Below are 21560 nucleotides of genomic sequence, written 5' to 3'. Positions count from 1 at the left end.
TTGGCACTATGATTAATGTCCAGTTTTCAAAAAGTGGACTGCTATGTCATCTCGCCGCTACGGAAGTCAGTCTCTTCAACGCCTGCTTGGTCACTGGCAGGAAGTCCCTTCGCGGATGCCTCTCTGGCGGCAGCTGGCAGAAGCACTGCGTCTACTGATACTCGATGGTCGGCTGGCACTGGATAGTCGATTGCCCGGCGAACGCGAACTCGCTGCCGTTTTGGAAGTGAGCCGGACAACCATCGCCAGCGCCCTGGCGCAGCTACGTGAAGAAGGGTATCTCGAAAGCCGCCACGGTAGTGGTTCAAGGGTGATCCTACCGGAACATATTCGCCTGGTCCCAACAAGGATGCACACCAGTACAGCGCTCGATCTCTCTACCGCGGCGCTCAGCGCCGGTCCGGAAATTCATCAGGCTTACCAGCAGGCGCTGTTTGCTATGCCGCAACACCTGCTGAGTTCGGGCTATCTGCCGCAGGGATTACCTTCTTTGCGTGAATCCATCGCCCAACATTATTGCGAACGCGGATTACCCACGCAGGCTGATGAGATAATGGTAGTGAATGGTGCGGTCAGCGGATTGGCGTTGATCCTGCGATTGCTCACGGGGCCAGGCGATCGCGTACTGGTTGATCATCCCACGTATCCGCTTGCCATTGCTGCGATTCAGGGTGCATCCTGCCGCCCCGTCGGTGTGTCACTGCCTGAACACGGCTGGGATACAGCCGGTCTGGTCGCCACTATCGCGCAAACTGCCCCGAGAATGGCCTACCTGATGCCAGATTTTCACAATCCAACCGGACGCTGTATGGATGCTGCAACTCGCCAGGTCGTGGCCGATATCGCTGCCAGAACACATACAACACTGGTGGTAGACGAAACCATGGTCAACCTGTGGTACGACGCACCACCGCCACCTCCGCTCGCCGCATACAATCGCGACGCCCCCATCATTCTGCTGGGTTCCGCGGGTAAGAGCTTCTGGGGAGGACTACGTCTGGGCTGGGTTCGCGCATCGTCACGTACTATTGCCGCGCTGGTACAGACCCGCGATACATTTGATCTGGGTTCACCCGTTCTTGAGCAACTCGCCACCGGCTGGCTGTTGGATAACGCAACCTCTTTTCTTCCCGACAGAAGACAGTTGCTCACGACAAGACGTGATTTGTGCCGCGCTCTGATGAGCTCGCATTTCCCGGAGTGGCGTTTTACCCACCCAGAGGGAGGATTATCTTTCTGGGTCGAATTACCTGACACGCTGGCGACATTATTTGCCACTCGTGCAGAAAATGCAGGCATTCAGCTTGGTATCGGAACGCGTTTCGGTCTGGCTGGCGCATTCGATCGCTTCTTACGCATGCCTTTCGCGCTACCGGATGACACAATGCGTTCAGCCTTTAAGACGTTACAACCAATTTGGGATGACCTGCGCTTACAGGCCAGTAGTGGAAAACTACGCAAAATAATCTAAGTAACGAGCCTAAAGGCTCGTTACTTGCCATTGCCCATTAGAGGCAGACAACATTACTGTTGGCGGGGAACCGGGAAGCCTTTCAGGGAGATAATAAAATTATCGCCGTCTTTTTTAATCTTTGCCCCGGCATCACACCAGTCAGAAGCGATACGGAAAAATTCATCACTGCCGACATTCCAGCTCAGGCGAACATGCTTCACATAACCGGAACGCAGCAATTCACAGGCTTCGCCATAATTACAGGCGCTTGAGAGCGGTTGTTGTTTCATTTTTTCTTCTTCAGTAATCTGCGCAATGCTTTGATTTCTTTAGGAGTCAGTGCATCAACCACGGATTCTTCCGTATGCTGGCTGTCAATATCATCCGCGGAGACTCCCGCCTCTTCTACTGCGGAAAATGCAATAAGCAGCAGCTTTTCCGTTGATATACTTAAATTTTCATTATTCACTTCAGCGTAATGGCGAAGTTTTTCTTTTAGCGCTTCTTCAATTTTGACGTTCAATACTGTGGTAGGCATCGTAATAAATCCTTGTGGTCAGCCAAAGCATAGCGGGTACAAGACCCATATCTTTCCGGCGAGATTGAGGCAGTAAAAACATCAAATAACATCCCTGAAACACAGTGACAGCATTTGATGACAATAAAATGACATTACGATGACAAGAAAGAGAAGATTAAGAGAAGGAGATTGCAGTAAAGCAGAATTGGGTGGGGGCCCTGCCAGCTACATCCCGGCACACACGTCATCTGCCTTGGCTGCTTCCTTCCGGACCTGACCTGGTAAACAGAGTAGTGTTGCGGGAGAACCAACAGAGCCCCCATTGAGAGCGTTGTTAACCAACGCGCAGGCGCATTATCACTGCTGCACCCTGTAATTGCAACCCATCCAGCATCGGATGCTGTTTTCTTGCTCAATGAGGCTTCACTCCCTCGCCATTCCGGATTATGCTGGAAGATTATTGCAGGAATAAATGATGGATATACAAGACTCTTTCCCCCAACGCGTCTGGCAAATCGTCGCCTCAATCCCGGAAGGATTTGTCACCACTTATGGTGATGTCGCCCGGCTCGCCGGTTCACCGCGAGCAGCGCGCCAGGTGGGAGGTGTGCTAAAGAGACTCCCGGAAGGCAGCACCCTGCCCTGGTATCGAGTTGTCAATCGCCATGGCGCAATATCCCTGACCGGTCCCGATCTACAACGACAGCGTCAGGCATTGCTGGCGGAAGGTGTGGTGGTTTCAGGTAGCGGGCAAATCGATTTGCAACGGTATCGCTGGGTGTATTAACCCTCTCCTGACGGAGAGGGTTATAAACTGCATTAATACTGCGTGGGAGCAGGAACGGCAGAAGAAGGATTCACCTGGGTCGGAGAAGTCGAAGGAACCGTAGTCGCTGCCCCGCCACCTGCCTGCACCGGTACTTCCGTATGCTGAACAGGAACCAGCGTCAGATCGGCTTTAGTTCCGCCCTGATTGATGACTGGTTGAACAGTATCGGTAATAAAGACCAGCTTATCATTCACCATGATAGCCGCACTCAGCAGGATGCGTGCATTGGGCTGAATATCTGCCGGGTTAAACGGGAGCACGAAGCTGAATGGCGCTTGCTTGCCCTCGGTTCGAACCGCTTTTTGTGACAGCACTTTTGACGGAGCATCGGCCAGTGAAGCATCCGACAGCGTGACGGTCAGCACAGCATCCGGTGGCAAAGCGACTTTCTGGCGGATCCAAACTGTACCAGAAACATTCGGCTGTTGAATTTTTGACTGTGTGTCAGCAATTGACGTATTAGGGCTTGGCGCAGGTGTCTGAATATCTGCACTTTTATCAGCACAGGCCGCCAGCGCGACCGCAACCGCTAAACCACTTACCATGTGCACGAGTTTCATTAAATTCTCCTTATCATCTATGCACCAGCGAGAACTTTCCCCGCCAGAAGAGTGGTTAACAAAAACATAACGTGACTAAGTGTGGCACAAATCAGCTATTTTTGCCTGTAATAGACCTGTTATTCAGACAATTGCACCCATCGGACCACTTTCAAAATTGCGTTATACTCTGCCTACCTCGCTGCGACATCGATATCACCTGGAGAGCACGTATGAGTCTGGCACTGAAAAATTTGCTGACATTGTTGAATCTGGAAAAAATTGAAGAAGGACTCTTTCGGGGCCAAAGTGAAGACTTAGGGTTGCGTCAGGTTTTTGGGGGACAGGTCGTCGGCCAGGCGCTGTACGCCGCAAAAGAGACCGTGCCGGAAGAACGTCTGGTGCACTCTTTCCATAGCTACTTTTTACGCCCGGGAGATAGCCAAAAACCGATAATCTACGATGTAGAAGTTCTGCGCGATGGTAACAGCTTCAGCGCTCGCCGCATTGCCGCTATTCAGAACGGGAAACCCATTTTTTATATGACCGCCTCTTTTCAGGCGCCGGAAGAGGGGTTTGAACATCAAAAAACCATGCCTGCCGCACCGGGCCCAGAAGAGCTGAAATCGGAAACGGAAATTGCCCGCTCTGTGGCTCATCTGCTGCCGCCGCTGTTGAAAGAAAAGTTTATCAACGACCGTCCGCTGGAGGTTCGTCCAGTAGAGTTTCATAACCCGTTAAAAGGTCATGTTGCCGAACCAACCCGTCAGGTGTGGATCCGTGCCAACGGCACGCTGCAGGACGATTTGCGCGTACATCAATACCTCCTTGGCTACGCTTCTGATCTGAATTTCCTGCCCGTTGCGCTGCAACCGTACGGTATTGGTTTCCTGGAGAAAGGTATTCAAATAGCCACTATCGACCATTCGATGTGGTTCCATCGTCCTTTCAATATCAATGAATGGTTGCTGTATAACGTGGAGAGCACTTCCGCCTCCGGAGCCAGGGGCTTTGTTCGTGGGGAGTTTTATACTCAGGACGGCGTGCTGGTAGCTTCTACCGTACAGGAAGGGGTCATGCGTAACCGTAATTAATAAATGCCGGTTTCGGCCTACAAGCATACTCTTTGTAGGCCGAAACCAGCAGTCGAGGGATCACGCGTTGTAGGCGTTTTCACCGTGGCTGTTAACATCCAGCCCTTCACGCTCCTGCTCTTCCGGTACACGCAGCCCCACGGTCATATCTGCCAGCTTATAACCGATGAACGCTACCACGCCGGACCAGACGATGGTAATCGCTACACTTTCCAGTTGAACCAGTAGCTGATGCCCCATTGTAACGCCTTCAACAAAGCCCACTCCCCCCAGCGAGCTGGCTGCAAATACCCCGGTCAGGATACAGCCAACAATGCCGCAGACACCGTGGACACCGAACACGTCACAGGGGTCATCGACACGCAGAAAACGTTTCAGCATCGTCACCCCCCACAAGCCAGCCAGACCGGCAATGACTCCGATGATCAGCGCACCACCAACTCCGATATAGCCACAGGCAGGCGTCACGCCAACCAGACCTGCAATAGCACCGGAGCATGCACCTAATAAAGATGGTTTGCCACGCAATGCCCACTCACCGAAGATCCACCCCAGGATGGCAGCAGCAGTGGCAACAACGGTATTCACAAATGCCAGCGCAGCGATTTCATTTGCCGTTCCTGCAGAACCGGCATTAAAACCAAACCAGCCGATATAGAGGATAGCGGTACCGGTAAAGACCATTGGCAGGTTATGCGGTTTAAAGGCTTCTTTGCCAAACCCAACACGTTTGCCAATCAGATAAGCCCCAACTAAACCGGCAATCGCCGCGTTAATATGTACAACCGTTCCGCCAGCAAAATCCAGAGCGCCATGGGAAGCCAGCAGTCCACCGCCCCATACCATATGCGCGATAGGGATGTAGGAAAGCGTTAGCCACACCACCACAAAAATAAGTACCGCAGAGAAGCGGATTCGTTCAGCCAGTGCACCAACGATAAGCCCAACGGTAATGCAGGCGAACGAGCCCTGGAAAGCAACGTGGATATACTGATAGAAACTCCCCGTAACCGCCGTCAGCGCGATGCTTTTCAGCATTACCCAGTTGAAGTTACCGAAGAAATTATTCCCCTCGCCAAAAGCCAGCGAGTAGCCATAAACAACCCATAAAATGCAGACCAGCGCGAACGTCACTGTGACCTGAGTCAGCATCGATAAGACGTTCTTACCGCGAATCAAACCGCCGTAGAACAGCGCGATGCCCGGAATGGTCATAAACAGCACCAATGCGGTGCAAATCATCATAAAGGCATTATCGGCTTTATCTGCGACTGCCGGTGCCGCCATCGCCAGCCCCGGCAGCAACGCCAGTGAAGCAATACCCGTTTTCATCGTTGCTATCTTCATTTTTTGGTTTCCTATCACTGTGTGCCAGAAGTTACAGTGCGGCTTCGTCGGCTTCGCCGGTACGAATGCGAATCACACGTTGCAGCTCGGCGACGAATATTTTGCCGTCGCCAATTTTTCCGGTGTAGGCCGCCTTACTGATGACATCAATAACTTCATCAAGCTGGTCGTCGGCAATTGCCACATCAATCTTCACCTTCGGTAAAAAATTGACGCTGTATTCGGCCCCCCGGTACAACTCGGCATGGCCTTTCTGTCGTCCAAAGCCCTTCACTTCGGTGACGGTCAGCCCCTGAATACCAATAGACGACAGTGCTTCACGGACGTCTTCCAGTTTGAACGGTTTGATTACCACGGTAACCAGCTTCATAGATCCCCTCCAGTCAGAATTCAGTAGTGGCTGCAGATACACGGGATGAATATTGCAAGGGGTGTGCCAGGAATCGAAAAAACAGAAATGGACCGTTATTTAGTGCAGAAAACAGGGGATCGAGTTGAAAGGCTGAAACGTGATGTACATCAGAAACAATAAATGGAAAGAAAAACGCACCATGACAGTGCATGATGCGTTATTTTTTTGCACCAACAGCGTTGGCTACAGCGAAGCTGGTGCATCAGGCGATAAGCGAGTCCTCTTGCGCGCTGGCCGCCAGCTCTTCACCGGCTAACTGCAGTTGATACATCTGCCAGTATCGCCCTTGCGCCGCCAGTAATTGCTGATGCGTACCGCGTTCAACGGCCTGACCACGGTGCAGCACCAGAATAGTGTCTGCATCCACAATCGTTGATAACCGGTGCGCAATCACCACCAGCGTAGTGTGTTCACGTACCGCCGCCAGCGCCTGCTGAATTGCCTGTTCCGTTCCCGAGTCAATACTGGCGGTGGCTTCATCCAGGATCAGTACCTGCGGCGTTTCAACCAGTACCCGCGCCAGCGCTAACAGCTGTTTCTGCCCGACGGACAAATTATTCCCTTGCTCACCCAGTCGGGTGTGAATGCCATCACTCAGGCCACGAGCCAGTTCCGCCAGTTGCACGGTCTCAAGTGCCTGCCAGACCCTATCTTCTGAAATATCACGCCCCAGCGTGACGTTAGCCAGAAAGGTATCTGCCATCACCACCGGATCCTGTTGCACCATCGCTACACCCTGACGCAGGACGTCATGACTCAATGAGGAGAGAGGCCGTCCATCAAGACGGATTTCCCCTTGAGTCAGCGGGTAGTAGCCCATCAGCAGGCTGGCGAGCGTACTCTTGCCGCTTCCGGTATGTCCGACCAGTGCCACAAAACTGCGCGAAGGAACAGACAGGTTGATATTTTGCAGGACCAGATTGTCATCGCGATAAGCAAATGACACATTATCAACCTCAATATTTCCACTCCTCAGAGGCTGCTCATCCTTGCCATATTGCTGGCGCGGCCCATCCATCAGTTCAAAAACACGTTCACCGGCGACAACTGCTTGTTGCAGCATCGATTGCTGAGTCGTCAGCTCGATCAGAGGTTCGTTCAGACGCCCGAGATAACTGATAAACGCATACAGAACCCCGACTTCAATTGTGCTGCCAGACGTGAAGCTGAACAGCATTAATAAGCCACAAAGGATCAGCGCAGAAAAAAGGCTAAGCAACGGTCGTAATAAAAAACCGTCCAGTCGCAGGGTCTGCATTCGCGCCATATAGTGCGAACGGCTGGCCTCGCCCATTCTTTCACCAAAGCGCGCCTGCTGGCGGAACTGCTGGATCACGCTCATACCGTTAATGACTTCGTTAAAGCCATCGTTAATGTCCGCCAGATAGGCGCGAACGCGGCGCACAATAGGTGTGCTGTAACGCTGATAGATCACCATCACCACCAGCACAGCGGGGAAAATAGCCATTGCCACCAGCGCCATACGCCATTCCAGACTGAACATTGCCACCAGCATAGCGCCAATTAAGGCGGCACTGCGCAGAACCGTCGCCACTACCGTCACGTACAGGTCGCGAATAACTTCAGTGTCGTTGGTTACGCGGGAGATAAGCTGCCCGACTGGCTGGGTGTCAAATTCGCTCAGTGGCTGGCGCAACGCGGCATCCATAACATCCGTACGTAGCTGCTGCACCACACCGACAGCGGCCTGGTTAAACAACAGCGACTGCGCGTAGTGCAAACCCGCAGCCAGCAGTTGCAGACCTATGTAAGCCGCGACCAACCCGGCGACCATCGCTAACGGCAGGTTGTTTTTCGCCACCATGTTATCGATGAAATAGCTAATCAACAGCGGACCACTGACTTCGGCCGCCGCGGCTACCCACAGCATGACCACCGCAATGGCCAGCGGTTTTCGCCACGGTGATCCATACACCAGCAGCCTTTTCAGGGTCGGCCATAATTGCCCAAAGCTACGCATTAGCCGCCTCCTCATTTATTTCCGGGGCGTCAGACAGCGCCGCTTCCAGCTGTTGATAACGGTACATATCACGATACCAGCCAGGTTGCTGCACCAAATAATCATGTTCTCCACGCTGGGTAATATGTCCATGCTGCATCACAATGATCTCGCTGGCTTCCGTCAAAGCAGACAGGCGGTGAGCGCTGATAATAACGGTTCTCCCTTCGCCCCACTGCCGCAGGTTGTGCAGGATCTGATGCTCAGTACGACCATCTACCGCCGACAGGGCATCGTCCAGAATCAGGATTTCCGCATTGAGCAGCAACGCGCGGGCGATGGAAATACGCTGTTTTTGCCCACCTGACAGCATAACGCCACGCTCACCGACCTCGGTGTCATACCCCTGGGGAAGACGTAAAATATCCTCGTGTACGCTGGCTAAGCGCGCCACATGTTCAATCTCGTCCTGCGTCGCCTGCGGGCGTCCAAGAGCAATGTTGTTGGCGACCGTATCCGAAAACAAAAATGGTGTCTGACTAACAACTGCCAGCCGACTGCGCCAGCTATCAAGCTGTAAGCGCGTTAACGGAATATCATGAAAACGCACATCGCCCTGCGTAATATCGAAGTGGCGCTGGATCAGCGCCAGAATGGTACTTTTTCCTGCACCTGTCGGACCACAGATACCCAGCATCTGCCCAGGCTTAAGCTGAAAGCTGACGTTTTCAAGAGTTGGGTGAGTCATTAACGGATAGCTGAATTCGCGGATCGCTACCGACAATTCTCCACGACCTTCCGGCACCGACTCCACGCCATCATCTACCACAGGAGCTTCGGCAAGCATGGCACGAATGCGGCTGTACGCAGCGCTACCGCGCTCGACGATGTTAAACATCCACGCCAGCGCCAGCATTGGCCAAATCATCAAACCGAGATACATCATAAAACTGGTCAACTGACCTAGCGTCAGCGATCCGTGAACCACCATCCAGCTTCCGCCGCCAATTGCCAGCAGGTTCGCCATGCCAATAGCGATATAAATTGTTGGGTCAAAGCGGGCATCAATACGCGCAACGCGCATATTTTTCTTCCCGGTATCTTCGGCGTCTGCCGCAAATAAGGCCGACTGACGGTCTTCCAGGCCAAAGGCTTTAATCATGCGAATGCTGGTCAGGCTCTCCTGAGTACGATCGTTAAGGCTGGAGAATGCCGCCTGCGCCAGTTTAAAGCGGTTATGCAACCTATCGCCGTAACGTTTAATCATCAGTGCCATCACCGGCATCGGCAATAAGGCGATTAGCGTAAGCTGCCAGCTAATTTGCGTCGACATCACGATCAATACCGCACATCCCATCACCAGTGAGTCCACCAACGTCAGTACACCTTCCCCGGCAGCAAACACCACCCGGTCGACATCGTTAGTGGCGCGCGCCATCAGATCACCCGTGCGATGGCGCAGATAAAACTCAGGATGCTGGCGGCTAAGCTGGCGGTAATAATCTTCCCGCAGCTCGACAGCAAGTTGATAGGAAGCACCAAACAGCAGCACGCGCCAGACATAGCGCAGCAAATAGACCACCACAGCAATCAGAGCAATCGTGCCGATCCACAAGAGCACTTGTTCAGTCGTGAACTGCTGAGTGCTGACGCCATCCACAATAATACCCACAACTTTTGGTGGAATAAGCTGAAGGATAGCGATGATGATAAGCAAGGCCACTGCCCCGAGGTAGCGACGCCACTCCCGACGAAAGTACCAGCTTAATTGAGCAAATAATCGCACGCGTTATGTCCTGACTTGATTTTCGGCAATGACCGCCGGAAGAATTATTCAATAGGTAGAGCAGTAGTATATTTAATCTGTTCCATGGCAAAGCTTGAGGTAACGTCCGATAGCCCCGGTACGCTGTTCACCAGGCGCTTGTAGAAATCATCATAACGTTTCATATCGGCGACCTGAACCCGCATCAGGTAGTCGTACTCCCCCGCCATACGCCAGAAACCCAGTACCTCCGGCATGCCGGTGACTTCAGTGACAAAGCGGCAATACCATTCACTGCTGTGATGCTGGGTCTTAATCAACACAAATGCGGTTAAACCCAGCCCCAGTTTTTCCGGATCCAGTAGCGCGACTTTACCGAGGAGTACGCCGTCATCCTCCAGCCTCTTGAGTCGCTTCCAGCAGGGAGTGGTGGTCAGATTAACGGCATCCGCCAATGCCTGCAAAGAAAGGGTGCAGTCCTGTTGCAGTAAGCCGAGCAGCTTACGGTCAATTTTGTCTAACATATCCACTCCACAGAGAAGAATTTTCTCCTTACATTCTATTTTAAAGGCTAAATGGCAACAATTTTTTCCGTGCTTTTCGCTAATCTAGGCACAAAATGACAAATGGATATTAATGATGAATAGATCCTGGGTTAAAAACGCCATTAATGAAATCAATGCGGATTATCAGCGCTCCGCAGATACGCATCTCATTCGCCTGTCACTCCCGGCGTTTCCAGGTATTCAGCTCTACCTGAAAGATGAGAGTACGCATCCAACTGGCAGCCTGAAGCATCGACTGGCGCGTTCATTGTTCCTGTACGGATTGTGTAATGGCTGGATCAAAGAAGGCACCACCATTATTGAATCGTCTTCGGGGTCAACGGCGGTTTCAGAAGCCTATTTCGCCCGGCTGTTAGGACTGCCGTTTATTGCCGTTATGCCTTCCTGTACGGCAAAACGTAAAATTGAACAGATTGAGTTTTACGGCGGCCGTTGTCATTTTGTGGAAAGCGCCTGCGAAATTTATGCTGCGTCCGAGCAACTGGCACGTGAACTAAACGGTCATTACATGGATCAATTCACCTACGCCGAACGCGCTACCGACTGGCGTGGCAATAACAACATTGCCGACAGCATCTTCCGCCAGATGGAATGTGAACCCAACCCCGTTCCCAGACATATCGTGATGAGCGCCGGAACCGGTGGTACATCAGCAACGATAGGCCGCTATATTCGCTGCCAGGGTTATGACACTCATCTGATGGTAGTTGACCCGGAAAACTCTGTCTTTCTGCCATACTGGCAGGATCGTGATGCCACGTTACGCAGCCCTGTGGGAAGTAAAATTGAGGGTATCGGTCGCCCGCGCGTAGAACCGTCTTTCATTCCCGATGTCGTCGATGAAATGCTGCGCGTACCGGATGCAGCCAGCGTTGCCACTGCACATTGGCTGGAAACACAGTTGGGCCGAAAAGTCGGTGCCTCAACAGGAACCAATATGTGGGGAACGTTACAACTTGCCGCCCGCATGCGCGATGCAGGAGAAACTGGCTCGTTGGTGACGCTTCTGTGCGACAGCGGCGAACGCTATCTTGAGACTTACTACAACCCGCAATGGGTCAGTGTGCATATCGGTGATTTAGCGCCATGGAAAGCGGAAATATCCCGGTTACTGAATATCGACTAAAGCAGATAAAAAAAAGCCAGACCTAAAGGTCTGGCTTGCTGGAAGGGATCTCTCATTCGGGGGAATAAGGTAGATGCGGATTATCCAGCCAATGCGTCAAAAAGTGAGATACAGCCTGATTGCGGCAATGCCCAATCACCGATAAATGAGGAAGTTCAGCAATCAATTGCGGCATGGCGTTCCCCATAATCAGCCCGCGCCCGACGCTGCCCAACATTTCACGATCGTTCATGGCGTCACCAAATGCCATGCACTCTGCCATCGAAAAACCTAAATGATCACTCAACACCGCCAGCGCGGAGCCTTTATTGCAGCCCAGCGGCAGAACCTCCAGACAATCTACGGCGGAAAAACAGAGATTTGCCTGCTCGCCCAGCACCTCATTTAATTGAATACGCAGGCGGATGAGATCGTCATGATCGCCGCAGAAACAGATCTTCGTTACCTGATGGGCCGGAATTCGTTTCACATCAACTATCTGATAGCGAAATCCACTGTATACATGCGCTTTCAGGATCGACGGGATCTCTTGTCCGGTAAACCAGCCGTTATCGTTGAAGACATGCATGCTGGCCTGCGTATCCCACACATGATGCAGGAGAATATCAGCCACAGCGGGGTTCAGATCCTGACGGTGAAGTACATCGCCTTCCAGCGAATGAATGCGCGTCCCGTTGCCCGTTATCAAAAAGGCATCCAGCGAGATCGTACCTAAAATATGGCGCATCTCAAGGACATGGCGACCGGTGGCAAACGTCAGAGTGATATCGCGTTCACGCAGGCGTGCCAACGTTGAGAGCGTTTCATCACCTAAATGGTGATTCGGCATCAAAAGGGTGCCATCCATATCAAACGCAGCCAGACGAGCCATTTCTTTCTCCACACTGTGACGCAGTTAACTTGTGGTTCAGTATCACCTGAGATATACGGAAGTAATAGTGAATAGATAAAACAAATTGTTCCGGGTTTCTTTAAACAACATCATTCGAGAAGCATCGAGGCGGCAAGTGAAGGAATTCCCAGGAACATATATTCCAGTATGTGACAGGGGCGGAGCAGATTTGAACTCTACCTGTAGCGGCCCCTTAAGGGGCGGGTAATGTGCAGCCAACAAAGAGGCAGCTTGAATGATGAAGTATAAATGCGACTTTTAAATCGCCTGAACCAGTACCAACGCCTCTGGCAGCCGTCGAGCGGAGAACCCCAGTCGGTCACCGTTGGCGAACTGGCTGAGCGATGTTTTTGCAGCGAGCGCCATGCAAGAACGTTACTGAAACAGGCGCAGCATGCCGGGTGGCTGATATGGGAAGCACAGCCCGGGCGCGGAAAACGGGGCCTGTTGCGCTTTTTGGTAACACCCGACTCACTGCGCAACACGATGATGGAACAGGCACTACAAAAGGGAGAACAACTCAGCGTACTGGAACTGGCCCAGCTGGCTCCCGGAGAGTTAAGAACTCTGCTGCAACCGTTTATGGGGGGGCAGTGGCAAAACGATACGCCGACATTGCGTATCCCCTATTACCGCCAGCTTGATCCGCTACATCCAGGCTTTCTCCCCGGTCGTGCTGAACAACACCTCGCCGGGCAGATATTCTCTGGCTTGACCCGCTTTGATAGTTATACCCAACGCCCCTGTGGAGATTTAGCTCATCACTGGGATATCTCCGCCGACGGCCTGCGCTGGGATTTCTACATTCGCTCCACGCTGTACTGGCATAATGGTGATGCGGTAAATACTGCACAGCTACATCAGCGCCTGTTAATGCTGCTCGAACTTCCTGCGCTCAATAAATTGTTTATCAGCATTAAACGCATTGAAGTAACGCATCCTCAATGCCTGACCTTTATTCTCCATCGCCCTGATTTCTGGCTGGCGCACCGTCTGGCAAGCTACAGCAGCCACCTTGCCCATCCTGAACAGCCACTCGTCGGCACCGGTCCGTTCCGGCTGACGCTGTTTACACCCGATCTGGTACGCATAGAGAGCCATGAGCACTATCATCTAAACCATCCGTTGCTGAAAGCTATTGAATACTGGATCACCCCGCAACTTTTCGCCCAGGACCTGGGTACCAGCTGTCGTCATCCGGTGCAAATTGCGATTGGTAAACCTGACGAGCTTGCCATGCTAAGTCAGGTTAGCAGCGGGATCAGCCTCGGATTTTGCTATTTGACGCTGCGGAAAAGTTCTCGTCTGAACACGCTCCAGGCTCGCCGGTTGGTCAATATCATTCATCGTTCTTCCCTGCTACAAACTCTTGATGTGGATGAAAATCTCATTACCCCAAGCAATGCGCTGTTGCCCGGGTGGACCATCCCACAATGGGATAACCTGGACGAAGTACCACTGCCGGAAAAACTGACATTGGCCTATCACCTTCCGGTTGAACTGCACGCTATGGCCGAACAGCTTCGCCAGGCGCTGGCAATACTGGGCTGTGAATTAACGCTGATTTTTCATAATGCGAAGAACTGGGATGGCGACCATCCTCTGGCCCAGGCCGACCTGATGATGGGTGACAGGCTAATTGGCGAGGCGCCAGAATATACCCTCGAACAGTGGTTGCGCTGCGATCAGCTATGGCCGCATGTTTTGGACGCTCCAGCGTTCTCCCATCTGCAAGCGACGCTGGATGCACTGCAAATTCAGGCTGATGAGGGCCATCGACACGCGGCTTTACAACAGGTTTTCGCCAGCCTTATGAATGACGCCACTCTAACGCCGCTGTTCAATTATCACTATCGCATTAGCGCTCCACCAGGCGTAAATGGCGTACGCCTGAACCCACGAGGCTGGTTTGAGTTCGCCGAGGCCTGGCTCCCACCCCCTTCAGCGTGAAGAAGCTGGTCGGCGCCGCGCCCAGGCGCTACCATAGGATTTTTGTTATTTGTCAGGAAAAGCCATGAAACGTGCCGTTGTAGTATTTAGTGGAGGTCAGGACTCCACCACTTGTCTGGCGCAAGCGCTGCATCAGTATGATGAAGTGCACTGCGTGACCTTTGATTATGGTCAGCGCCATCGCGCTGAGATTGATGTCGCACGTGACCTGGCCTTAAAACTTGGTGCCCGTGCACACAAAGTCCTTGATGTCACGCTGCTCAGCGAACTGGCTGTCAGTAGTCTGACCCGGGATAATATTCCGGTTCCGGATTATGAACCGGATGCTGACGGCATCCCCAATACCTTTGTGCCAGGGCGCAATATTCTGTTTTTAACGCTGGCGGCTATTTATGCTTACCAGGTGAAAGCGGAGGCTGTCATTACCGGCGTCTGCGAAACCGATTTCTCCGGTTATCCGGATTGTCGCGATGAATTTGTCAAAGCGCTGAACCATGCCGTTAGTCTGGGGATGGCAAAAGACATCCGCTTTGAAACCCCGCTGATGTGGATTGATAAAGCTGAAACCTGGGCGCTGGCCGATTACTGGGGCAAGCTGGATCTGGTGCGTAATGAGACACTGACCTGCTACAACGGAATTAAGGGCGACGGTTGTGGTCATTGTGCCGCCTGTAATCTGCGCGCTAACGGTCTGAACCATTATCTGGCGGATAAATCCGAGATTATGGCTGCAATGAAGCGCAAGACCGGGTTAAAGTAATTTTTGAATTGAGCCGGATTGCGGCATAACCGCCTAATCCGGCTTACAAATAATGAACTTCTGGGCCTGATAAGAAAAACGCCATCAGGCAACCGACAATTACTGCACCATCTGCTCCAGCTTTTCTCGCAACTCTCCTTCCAGCGGTAGCGCTTTCTGAGTTTTCAAATCAATGCAGACAAAAGTAATTAACGCATCGGCTACGACCTGCCCTTCCGGCTCCAGAGTGATTGTCTGGTTTAAAACTCCACTTTTTCCGTTTAACTGTTGTACCTGGCTGGTTATGGTCAGCAGATCGCTCAGCACAGCAGGACGCCGGTAGTTAATATTGATGTTAACCACCACAAAAGCGATGTTGTGTGCGGTCATCCACTGAAAGCTATCACTGTTTTCAAGACCGTCCCAGCGGGCTTCTTCCAGAAACTCAAGATAACGGGCATTGTTGACGTGCTGATAGACATCGAGATGATAACCACGGACTTTAATCTGTGTTTGCATAGCGCGGGAACCCTAATTTTTTTATAAGAACATACTCTAAGGATTTCGAGTTGCAGGACAAAACACGCTGTGTTTTGAACAGCGCTTGCGCTGGCCCCTAAGAGGGAGGTCGCAGACCGAGTAACTCAGCAAGCGTATAATTCGGGCAAGTGAGCGTAACCAACGCATCTACAGCTTGAAATGCGACGAGTATAGAGGTCATAACTGGTATGACCTCTATAGTCTGGCAAATTTTTGCCACTGCGCAAGTTATTAAAGTGTTAAAAATGCCAGATTACGTTCCACCAGTGAACTTCCCATTCCCGGCACCTGCTTTAAATCATCGACGGTTTTAAACGGTCCGTACTCCTCCCGATAACTGACTATCGCCTGCGCCTTCTTCAATCCCACACCATTCATAACCCGCGCTAAATCCTCCGCAGAGGCTGTATTGATACTTACCCTGGTGCCTTCATCATCGCTGGATTTTGCCGGTGCAGTTGCTTTTCCATGCGCCGCACCAGAGGTATCTGCTTTGGTCTGGGTCATCTGACTGTTTGCGACAGGTTCCGCCGCCAGCGCACTTTGTGTCATACCCACACAAGTCAACGAAAGGGTAATAAGCAGTGCTTTGATTCCATGTTTCATACTGTTTGCTCCTTGTTTGTTAACAGTAGAGTCACGATAGCGAGGTGAAGAACAGCAGACAAATAGCAAATATCAGAAATGGAAAAGGCCGCGAAAGCGGCCTTTGGGGAATACAACTTTTTGCAATTTTTTGCGAAGAGCCTCGGTTACTGCTGCTGTTCCAGCGCATCACCGACTTTAATTTTTGCAGCTTTACGCAGGTTGCTCATCAGCGCTTCGAAGACAATCTGTGCGTTATTCTGGGTAATCCCCTGAACCATCGCTTTCTTCTGCTGCTCAGGCATAGAACCCGCTTTCACTTCTTCCAGCGCCAGCAGAACTACATTGCCCTGCATATCGTTCGCCACACCGTAGCTCGGCTTGTCTTTCGCTGGCAGCCCCAGGCCAAATGCAGCCTGACTCACGGGATCCTGGCCAGTTCGGCTCAGCGTCTTCTCTTCGCCGAAGCTAAGACCGGCTGCTTTCATTGCTTCATCACCTTTACCGGCTTTCAGCTCAGTCAGCAGTTTGTCTGCATCCAGTTTCGCCTGTTGCTCAGCTTTATTATGCTTAACGAGCGCGATGACCTGCTCTTTCACATCCGCCAGTGGCTTAACAGCCTCTGCTTTATGCTCCGCAATACGCAGCACAAACGCACGATCGCCATCCACTGTGATGATGTCAGAATTACTGCCCGGAGAACCATTCTCACCAATCAGACCACCGTTAAAAATGATGTCAGAGACAGGTTTGAAATTCAGCTCTTCCGGCAGGGTGTCACGGCTAAACCAGCCCGTTTCGACCGCTTTCATGCCAGCAGCCTGCTCAGCCCCCGCCAGGGATTCGTTATCGTTACTTGCAGCATCGCTCACTTTCTGTTGCAACGCATAGTAAGCATCCAGCGCTTTTTCCTGCTTCACTTTCGCCGCGATATCATCACGCGCTTCGCTCAGAGGTTTAACCTGTGCTGGCTGGATATCGTCCAGGCGGGCAACGAGGAAACCAACCGAAGATTTGATCACACCTGACAGCTGACCTTTTTCTTTCAGGCCAGCATTTTTCAACTCATCCGGCGTAGTAGATTCTTCCAGCCATCCCATATCACCGCCGTTACGGGCAGAGATAATGTCGGCGGATTTTTCTTTGGCCAGAGCGGCAAAATCACCGCCTTTGTTCAGCGCATCCAGTACCGCTTTGGCTTCATCTTCCGTTTTAGTCTGAATGATGCTGTAACGGCTACGCTGAGGTTGGGTGAACTGATCCTGATGCTGGTCATAGTAAGACTGAATATCAGCATCGCTGGCTGTTTCCTGCATTGCTGCAGCATCCAGCTTGATGTAACTCACACGGAACTGCTCCGGCGTCATAAAGCGATTTTTATTCTGCTCGTAGTAGCTGGCTACTTCCTGGTCGGTCACCGATTGCTTCGCAGCAAGGGCGTTGACGTCAATCGTCGCTTCACGCACGACACGTTGTTGTGCGACCAGCGCCGCCAGCTCATCCGTTTCACCTTTCAGCATGAAATCTGTCCCGGCAACGCCGTTGATCAGTTGCTGCGTGGTGAGCTGGTTACGCAGTGCCTGAGCATACTGGTCTGCAGTCATCCCCATCTGATTCACAATCGCGTTGTAGCGGTTGTTATCAAATTTGCCATCAACCTGGAAAGCAGGAGTAGCAAAAATAGCCTGTTTAACCTGCTCGTCGCTGATGCTGAGCTTAAGCTCACGGGAGTACTGATCCAGTAGAGCCTCGTCCACAAGACGATTCAACACCTGCTGACGCAGCGTTTTCATGTAGCCTTCGTTTGCCGCCAGTTCAGAGTACTGATCGCCCAACTGCTGCTGCATGCGATTACGTTCGCTGTTAAACGCATTCTCAAACTGCCCGCGGCTAATTTCCTGGCCATTCACTTTTGCGGCGTAGTTGTTGCTTCCGCCAATCAGGTAACCACTCACGCCGGTCAAAATGAACGACACGATAATGATACCGAAAATAATCTTGAGCACGAGACTGTTAGCAGCCGTGCGTAAGCTGTCCATCATGGTGTAACCACACTCCGCTGTAGGTGACTGTATACCTCACGCAGCATAGCGTTTTCTGAACGCTGCGCGGAAAGGTCTATTGTGACAAGAAACAGGGGCAATTGTCAGCCCACAACACGTAGAAAGTCCCGGAATGGGAAATAAAAAAGGCACATCAGTTGATGCGCCCTTGTACTTTGTCACATCCCCAAGGGGATCACTCTTAGTTTACCGCGTCTTTCAGTGCTTTACCTGCACGGAAACCCGGTACTTTTGCCGCGGCGATGGTGATCTCTTTACCAGTTTGCGGGTTGCGACCAGTACGGGCAGCACGCTCTTTAACGGCAAAAGTACCAAAACCTACCAGCGCTACGTCATCACCCTCTTTCAGAGATTCGGTAACAGAAGCAATAATTGCATCTAACGCACGGCCAGCCGCAGCTTTAGAGATATCAGCCCCTGCAGCAATTTTGTCGATCAGTTGAGATTTATTCACTCTTCTCTTCCTCTTTATAATTTATATCGCACCTGAATCCTTCAAAGTGCGAACGCGCAGCAGTTATATCAGGCCTGCCATGCCCTTACAACACCCGTTAATGATGGCAGACCTAATCCGTCATCTAAATTAGCTATACAAAAAAAGGCTGGCAAGTCCGAAATGACCTGCCAGCCCTGTTTTTATTAGTGCTCTTTGCGCGAGGTCACTATTTTGCCGCTACAACCTGCATTCCAGACGGTTCATTTTGCAGTGCGAGAGTCAGAACTTCCTCAATGCGTTTCACCGGATGGATGTCCAGATCGGCAATTACGTTGTCCGGAATCTCTTCCAGGTCACGTTTGTTTTCATCTGGAATTAAGACCGTTTTGATGCCGCCACGGTGTGCTGCCAGCAATTTTTCTTTCAAACCACCGATAGGCAGAACCTGACCACGCAGAGTGATCTCGCCGGTCATTGCTACATCTGCACGCACCGGGTTACCAGTCAGACAAGACACCAGCGCAGTACACATGGCAATACCCGCACTCGGACCATCTTTCGGTGTTGCCCCTTCAGGTACGTGGACGTGGATGTCGCGTTTTTCGTAAAAATCCGGATTAATGCCCAGTTTTTCCGCACGCGCACGAACCACGGTCAGCGCTGCCTGAATGGATTCCTGCATCACTTCACCCAGAGAACCGGTGTAGGTCAGCTTGCCTTTACCCGGTACACAAGCGGTTTCAATGGTCAGCAGATCGCCACCTACTTCCGTCCATGCCAGCCCCGTAACCTGACCAACGCGGTTTTCGTTGTCCGCACGGCCGTAGTCAAAGCGCTGTACCCCCAGGTAATCATGCAGGTTATCGCCATTGATTTCGATATGCTTCAGTGACTTATCGAGCAACAGTTGTTTAACCGCTTTACGGCACAGTTTGGAGATTTCACGCTCCAGACTACGTACGCCTGCTTCACGAGTGTAGTAACGAATAATGCCCACAATGGCGCTATCGTCGACCGTCAGCTCGCCTTTTTTCAGCGCGTTACGCTCAATCTGCTTCGGCAGCAGGTGACGTTTGGCGATATTCAGCTTCTCGTCTTCGGTATAACCGGACAGACGGATCACTTCCATACGATCCAGCAACGGCGCCGGAATGTTCATGGAGTTAGAGGTCGCAACGAACATGACGTCGCTGAGATCGTAATCCACTTCCAGGTAGTGATCGCTGAACGCCACGTTCTGCTCTGGATCCAACACTTCAAGCAGTGCGGAAGCCGGATCGCCACGCATGTCGGAAGACATTTTGTCGATCTCATCAAGCAGGAACAGCGGGTTTTTAACGCCCACTTTGGCCATTTTCTGGATCAGTTTACCCGGCATCGAACCAATATAAGTCCGGCGGTGACCACGAATTTCAGCCTCATCACGCACGCCGCCCAGCGCCATACGAATGTATTTACGCCCGGTCGCTTTAGCGATGGACTGGCCCAGAGAGGTTTTACCCACCCCCGGCGGTCCAACCAGGCACAGGATCGGCCCCTTGATTTTGTTCACACGGCTTTGAACCGCAAGATACTCGAGAATACGGTCTTTCACGCGCTCCAGACCGTAATGGTCGGTATCAAGGATTTCCTGCGCCTGACGCAGGTCTTTTTTGACCTTGCTACGCGCATTCCACGGAACCTGTACCATCCAGTCGATGTAGCCACGTACTACAGTCGCTTCTGCCGACATTGGAGACATCATTTTCAGCTTCTGCAGTTCAGCTTCCGCTTTCTCTTTTGCCTCTTTCGGCATTTTCGCCGCGTCGATCTTACGTTTCAGCGCTTCGTTTTCATCCGGCGCATCGTCCATCTCGCCGAGCTCTTTCTGAATGGCTTTCATTTGCTCGTTCAGATAGTACTCACGCTGGGACTTCTCCATCTGCTTTTTAACGCGGTTGCGAATGCGTTTCTCAACCTGCAGCAGATCGATTTCAGATTCCATCATCGCCATCAGATATTCCAGACGTTCGTTAACGTCGGACATCTCCAGAACGGACTGTTTGTCCGCCAGCTTCAGTGGCATATGGGCAGCGATGGTGTCCGCCAGACGCGCAGGATCGTCAATGCTGTTAAGCGACGTCAGCACTTCTGGTGGGATTTTCTTGTTCAGCTTGATATAGCCTTCGAACTGGCTGATTGCGGTCCGCACCAGCACTTCCTGTTCGCGCTCATCAATGGCTGGCGAATCAAGGTACTCCGCTTTCGCAGAGAAATGCTCGCCGTTATCAGACAGCGCAGAAATACGCGCGCGCTGTAACCCCTCGACCAGCACTTTTACGGTGCCGTCAGGCAGTTTCAGCATCTGCAAAATAGAGGCCACGGTCCCGACGGTGAAAAGATCGTTTACACCCGGCTCATCCGTTGAAGCTTCTTTCTGCGCGACCAGCATGATTTTTTTATCATGGTCCATAGCCGCTTCAAGGCAACGGATAGATTTTTCCCGCCCTACAAATAAGGGTATGACCATGTGCGGATAAACCACCACATCGCGCAACGGCAATACGGGGATTTCAATGCGTTCAGAACGCTCAGGATTCATAGAGCTCTCTCTTAGTTTAGTGTCCGCCAGGTAATCGGATGGCATTGCTGTGCTTCATACCACCTTTAACATGTATGTCAGTATATGGGGATGTTTCCCACACATTCAACGCCATGTTTACGGAAAAATAAAAGGGGAGATAAAATCCCCCCTTTTTGATTAA

The 21560-nt window shown here is 51.9% G+C and carries 19 protein-coding genes, 1 other RNA gene and 1 pseudogene; 6 read left to right on the top strand and 15 right to left on the bottom strand.

The window, feature by feature from the left end; all coding sequences use genetic code 11:
• Positions 1-43: 43 nt before the first annotated feature.
• A complete protein-coding gene (gene yczR, locus AACS05_RS05075) occupies positions 44-1471 on the top strand; it encodes a MocR-like transcription factor YczR (RefSeq protein WP_045440602.1) in 1428 nt (475 codons plus the stop codon).
• Positions 1472-1524: 53 nt separating this feature from the next.
• Here yczR and AACS05_RS05070 read toward each other — a convergent pair whose 3' ends face one another.
• From AACS05_RS05070 to ffs, 3 genes are all read right to left on the bottom strand, one after another.
• Entirely contained in the window at positions 1525-1743 is a 219-nt protein-coding gene (locus AACS05_RS05070; protein ID WP_045440600.1) for a hypothetical protein, read from the bottom strand.
• Positions 1740-1991: a hypothetical protein gene (locus tag AACS05_RS05065; protein WP_045440598.1), complete on the bottom strand. Its 252-nt coding sequence runs from the start codon at positions 1989-1991 to the stop codon at positions 1740-1742. Before AACS05_RS05065 ends, AACS05_RS05070 begins: the two co-directional genes overlap by 4 nt.
• Positions 1992-2189: 198 nt before the next feature.
• Positions 2190-2286: signal recognition particle sRNA small type (gene ffs, locus AACS05_RS05060), an RNA gene on the bottom strand.
• An 84-nt stretch (positions 2287-2370) separates the two neighbouring features.
• Here ffs and AACS05_RS05055 point away from each other — a divergent pair.
• Positions 2371-2760, top strand: a pseudogene (locus AACS05_RS05055) (MGMT family protein).
• 32 nt (positions 2761-2792) lie between these two features.
• On the opposite strand, the gene AACS05_RS05050 reads toward AACS05_RS05055, so the two are convergent.
• Positions 2793-3362: a YbaY family lipoprotein gene (locus AACS05_RS05050; RefSeq protein WP_045440593.1), complete on the bottom strand. Its 570-nt coding sequence runs from the start codon at positions 3360-3362 to the stop codon at positions 2793-2795.
• Positions 3363-3574: 212 nt separating this feature from the next.
• Here AACS05_RS05050 and tesB point away from each other — a divergent pair, with 212 nt between their 5' ends.
• Complete coding sequence (gene tesB, locus AACS05_RS05045; RefSeq protein WP_045440591.1) at positions 3575-4435, top strand: acyl-CoA thioesterase II; 861 nt, start codon at positions 3575-3577, stop codon at positions 4433-4435.
• Positions 4436-4495: 60 nt separating this feature from the next.
• On the opposite strand, the gene amtB is transcribed toward tesB, so the two are convergent.
• From amtB to decR, 5 genes are all read right to left on the bottom strand, one after another.
• Positions 4496-5782 (bottom strand): ammonium transporter AmtB, encoded by a 1287-nt coding sequence (gene amtB / locus AACS05_RS05040; RefSeq protein WP_045440589.1) that lies wholly within the window; start codon positions 5780-5782, stop codon positions 4496-4498.
• A 31-nt stretch (positions 5783-5813) separates the two neighbouring features.
• A complete protein-coding gene (gene glnK, locus AACS05_RS05035; protein WP_002891893.1) occupies positions 5814-6152 on the bottom strand; it encodes a P-II family nitrogen regulator in 339 nt (112 codons plus the stop codon).
• Between the two features lie 244 nt (positions 6153-6396).
• Positions 6397-8175: a SmdB family multidrug efflux ABC transporter permease/ATP-binding protein gene (locus AACS05_RS05030; protein ID WP_045440582.1), complete on the bottom strand. Its 1779-nt coding sequence runs from the start codon at positions 8173-8175 to the stop codon at positions 6397-6399.
• Positions 8168-9940, bottom strand: a complete 1773-nt coding sequence (locus tag AACS05_RS05025; RefSeq protein WP_045440579.1) for a SmdA family multidrug ABC transporter permease/ATP-binding protein — start codon at positions 9938-9940, stop codon at positions 8168-8170. Before AACS05_RS05025 ends, AACS05_RS05030 begins: the two co-directional genes overlap by 8 nt.
• A gap of 44 nt (positions 9941-9984) precedes the next feature.
• Positions 9985-10443, bottom strand: a complete 459-nt coding sequence (gene decR, locus AACS05_RS05020; RefSeq protein ID WP_045440577.1) for a DNA-binding transcriptional regulator DecR — start codon at positions 10441-10443, stop codon at positions 9985-9987.
• A gap of 112 nt (positions 10444-10555) precedes the next feature.
• On the opposite strand from decR, the gene AACS05_RS05015 reads away from it, so the two are divergent.
• Positions 10556-11611 carry a PLP-dependent cysteine synthase family protein gene (locus AACS05_RS05015; RefSeq protein WP_136345282.1) on the top strand — a complete coding sequence of 352 codons (1056 nt, stop codon included), beginning with the start codon at positions 10556-10558 and terminating at the stop codon, positions 11609-11611.
• Positions 11612-11663: 52 nt separating this feature from the next.
• On the opposite strand, the gene cof is transcribed toward AACS05_RS05015, so the two are convergent.
• Positions 11664-12482, bottom strand: coding sequence for an HMP-PP phosphatase (gene cof / locus AACS05_RS05010; protein WP_045440571.1), 819 nt, complete (start codon positions 12480-12482; stop codon positions 11664-11666).
• Between the two features lie 270 nt (positions 12483-12752).
• Between cof and AACS05_RS05005 the strand changes: the two genes are divergently transcribed.
• Entirely contained in the window at positions 12753-14453 is a 1701-nt protein-coding gene (locus AACS05_RS05005) for an SgrR family transcriptional regulator (RefSeq protein WP_045440565.1), read from the top strand.
• A 64-nt stretch (positions 14454-14517) separates the two neighbouring features.
• On the top strand, positions 14518-15213 hold the full coding sequence (gene queC, locus AACS05_RS05000) for a 7-cyano-7-deazaguanine synthase QueC (protein WP_045440563.1): 696 nt from the start codon (positions 14518-14520) through the stop codon (positions 15211-15213).
• Between the two features lie 99 nt (positions 15214-15312).
• Here the strand turns inward: queC and fadM are convergent, their stop codons facing one another.
• The 5 genes from fadM to lon all read right to left on the bottom strand — a co-directional run bounded on the left by fadM (position 15313) and on the right by lon (position 21397).
• The gene (gene fadM, locus AACS05_RS04995) at positions 15313-15711 is read right to left on the bottom strand and encodes a long-chain acyl-CoA thioesterase FadM (RefSeq protein ID WP_045440562.1); all 399 of its coding nucleotides are present in this window, start codon (positions 15709-15711) and stop codon (positions 15313-15315) included.
• A gap of 252 nt (positions 15712-15963) precedes the next feature.
• Positions 15964-16338, bottom strand: a complete 375-nt coding sequence (locus AACS05_RS04990; RefSeq protein ID WP_045440561.1) for a helix-hairpin-helix domain-containing protein — start codon at positions 16336-16338, stop codon at positions 15964-15966.
• A gap of 146 nt (positions 16339-16484) precedes the next feature.
• The gene (ppiD, locus tag AACS05_RS04985) at positions 16485-18359 is read right to left on the bottom strand and encodes a peptidylprolyl isomerase (RefSeq protein WP_045440559.1); all 1875 of its coding nucleotides are present in this window, start codon (positions 18357-18359) and stop codon (positions 16485-16487) included.
• Positions 18360-18561: 202 nt separating this feature from the next.
• Complete coding sequence (gene hupB / locus AACS05_RS04980; RefSeq protein WP_219352570.1) at positions 18562-18852, bottom strand: nucleoid-associated protein HU-beta; 291 nt, start codon at positions 18850-18852, stop codon at positions 18562-18564.
• Between the two features lie 190 nt (positions 18853-19042).
• Complete coding sequence (lon, locus tag AACS05_RS04975) at positions 19043-21397, bottom strand: endopeptidase La (RefSeq protein WP_045440556.1); 2355 nt, start codon at positions 21395-21397, stop codon at positions 19043-19045.
• Between the last annotated feature and the right edge of the window lie 163 nt (positions 21398-21560).

This window comes from Citrobacter sp. S-77 (assembly GCF_963864895.1).
Taxonomy (GTDB): domain Bacteria; phylum Pseudomonadota; class Gammaproteobacteria; order Enterobacterales; family Enterobacteriaceae; genus Citrobacter; species Citrobacter murliniae.
Note: the sequence above shows the minus strand (reverse complement) of the source record. Positions and strands in the feature narration are given on the sequence as shown.

Excerpts from the sequence above, each read along its gene's own strand:
- yczR (WP_045440602.1), top strand. The coding sequence starts at position 44 with ATGTCATCTCGCCGCTACGGAAGTCAGTCTCTTCAACGCCTGCTTGGT.
- AACS05_RS05070 (WP_045440600.1), bottom strand. The coding sequence starts at position 1,743 with ATGAAACAACAACCGCTCTCAAGCGCCTGTAATTATGGCGAAGCCTGT.
- AACS05_RS05065 (WP_045440598.1), bottom strand. The coding sequence starts at position 1,991 with ATGCCTACCACAGTATTGAACGTCAAAATTGAAGAAGCGCTAAAAGAA.
- AACS05_RS05050 (WP_045440593.1), bottom strand. The coding sequence starts at position 3,362 with ATGAAACTCGTGCACATGGTAAGTGGTTTAGCGGTTGCGGTCGCGCTG.
- tesB (WP_045440591.1), top strand. The coding sequence starts at position 3,575 with ATGAGTCTGGCACTGAAAAATTTGCTGACATTGTTGAATCTGGAAAAA.
- amtB (WP_045440589.1), bottom strand. The coding sequence starts at position 5,782 with ATGAAGATAGCAACGATGAAAACGGGTATTGCTTCACTGGCGTTGCTG.
- glnK (WP_002891893.1), bottom strand. The coding sequence starts at position 6,152 with ATGAAGCTGGTTACCGTGGTAATCAAACCGTTCAAACTGGAAGACGTC.
- AACS05_RS05030 (WP_045440582.1), bottom strand. The coding sequence starts at position 8,175 with ATGCGTAGCTTTGGGCAATTATGGCCGACCCTGAAAAGGCTGCTGGTG.
- decR (WP_045440577.1), bottom strand. The coding sequence starts at position 10,443 with ATGTTAGACAAAATTGACCGTAAGCTGCTCGGCTTACTGCAACAGGAC.
- AACS05_RS05015 (WP_136345282.1), top strand. The coding sequence starts at position 10,556 with ATGATGAATAGATCCTGGGTTAAAAACGCCATTAATGAAATCAATGCG.
- cof (WP_045440571.1), bottom strand. The coding sequence starts at position 12,482 with ATGGCTCGTCTGGCTGCGTTTGATATGGATGGCACCCTTTTGATGCCG.
- AACS05_RS05005 (WP_045440565.1), top strand. The coding sequence starts at position 12,753 with ATGCGACTTTTAAATCGCCTGAACCAGTACCAACGCCTCTGGCAGCCG.
- queC (WP_045440563.1), top strand. The coding sequence starts at position 14,518 with ATGAAACGTGCCGTTGTAGTATTTAGTGGAGGTCAGGACTCCACCACT.
- fadM (WP_045440562.1), bottom strand. The coding sequence starts at position 15,711 with ATGCAAACACAGATTAAAGTCCGTGGTTATCATCTCGATGTCTATCAG.
- AACS05_RS04990 (WP_045440561.1), bottom strand. The coding sequence starts at position 16,338 with ATGAAACATGGAATCAAAGCACTGCTTATTACCCTTTCGTTGACTTGT.
- ppiD (WP_045440559.1), bottom strand. The coding sequence starts at position 18,359 with ATGATGGACAGCTTACGCACGGCTGCTAACAGTCTCGTGCTCAAGATT.
- lon (WP_045440556.1), bottom strand. The coding sequence starts at position 21,397 with ATGAATCCTGAGCGTTCTGAACGCATTGAAATCCCCGTATTGCCGTTG.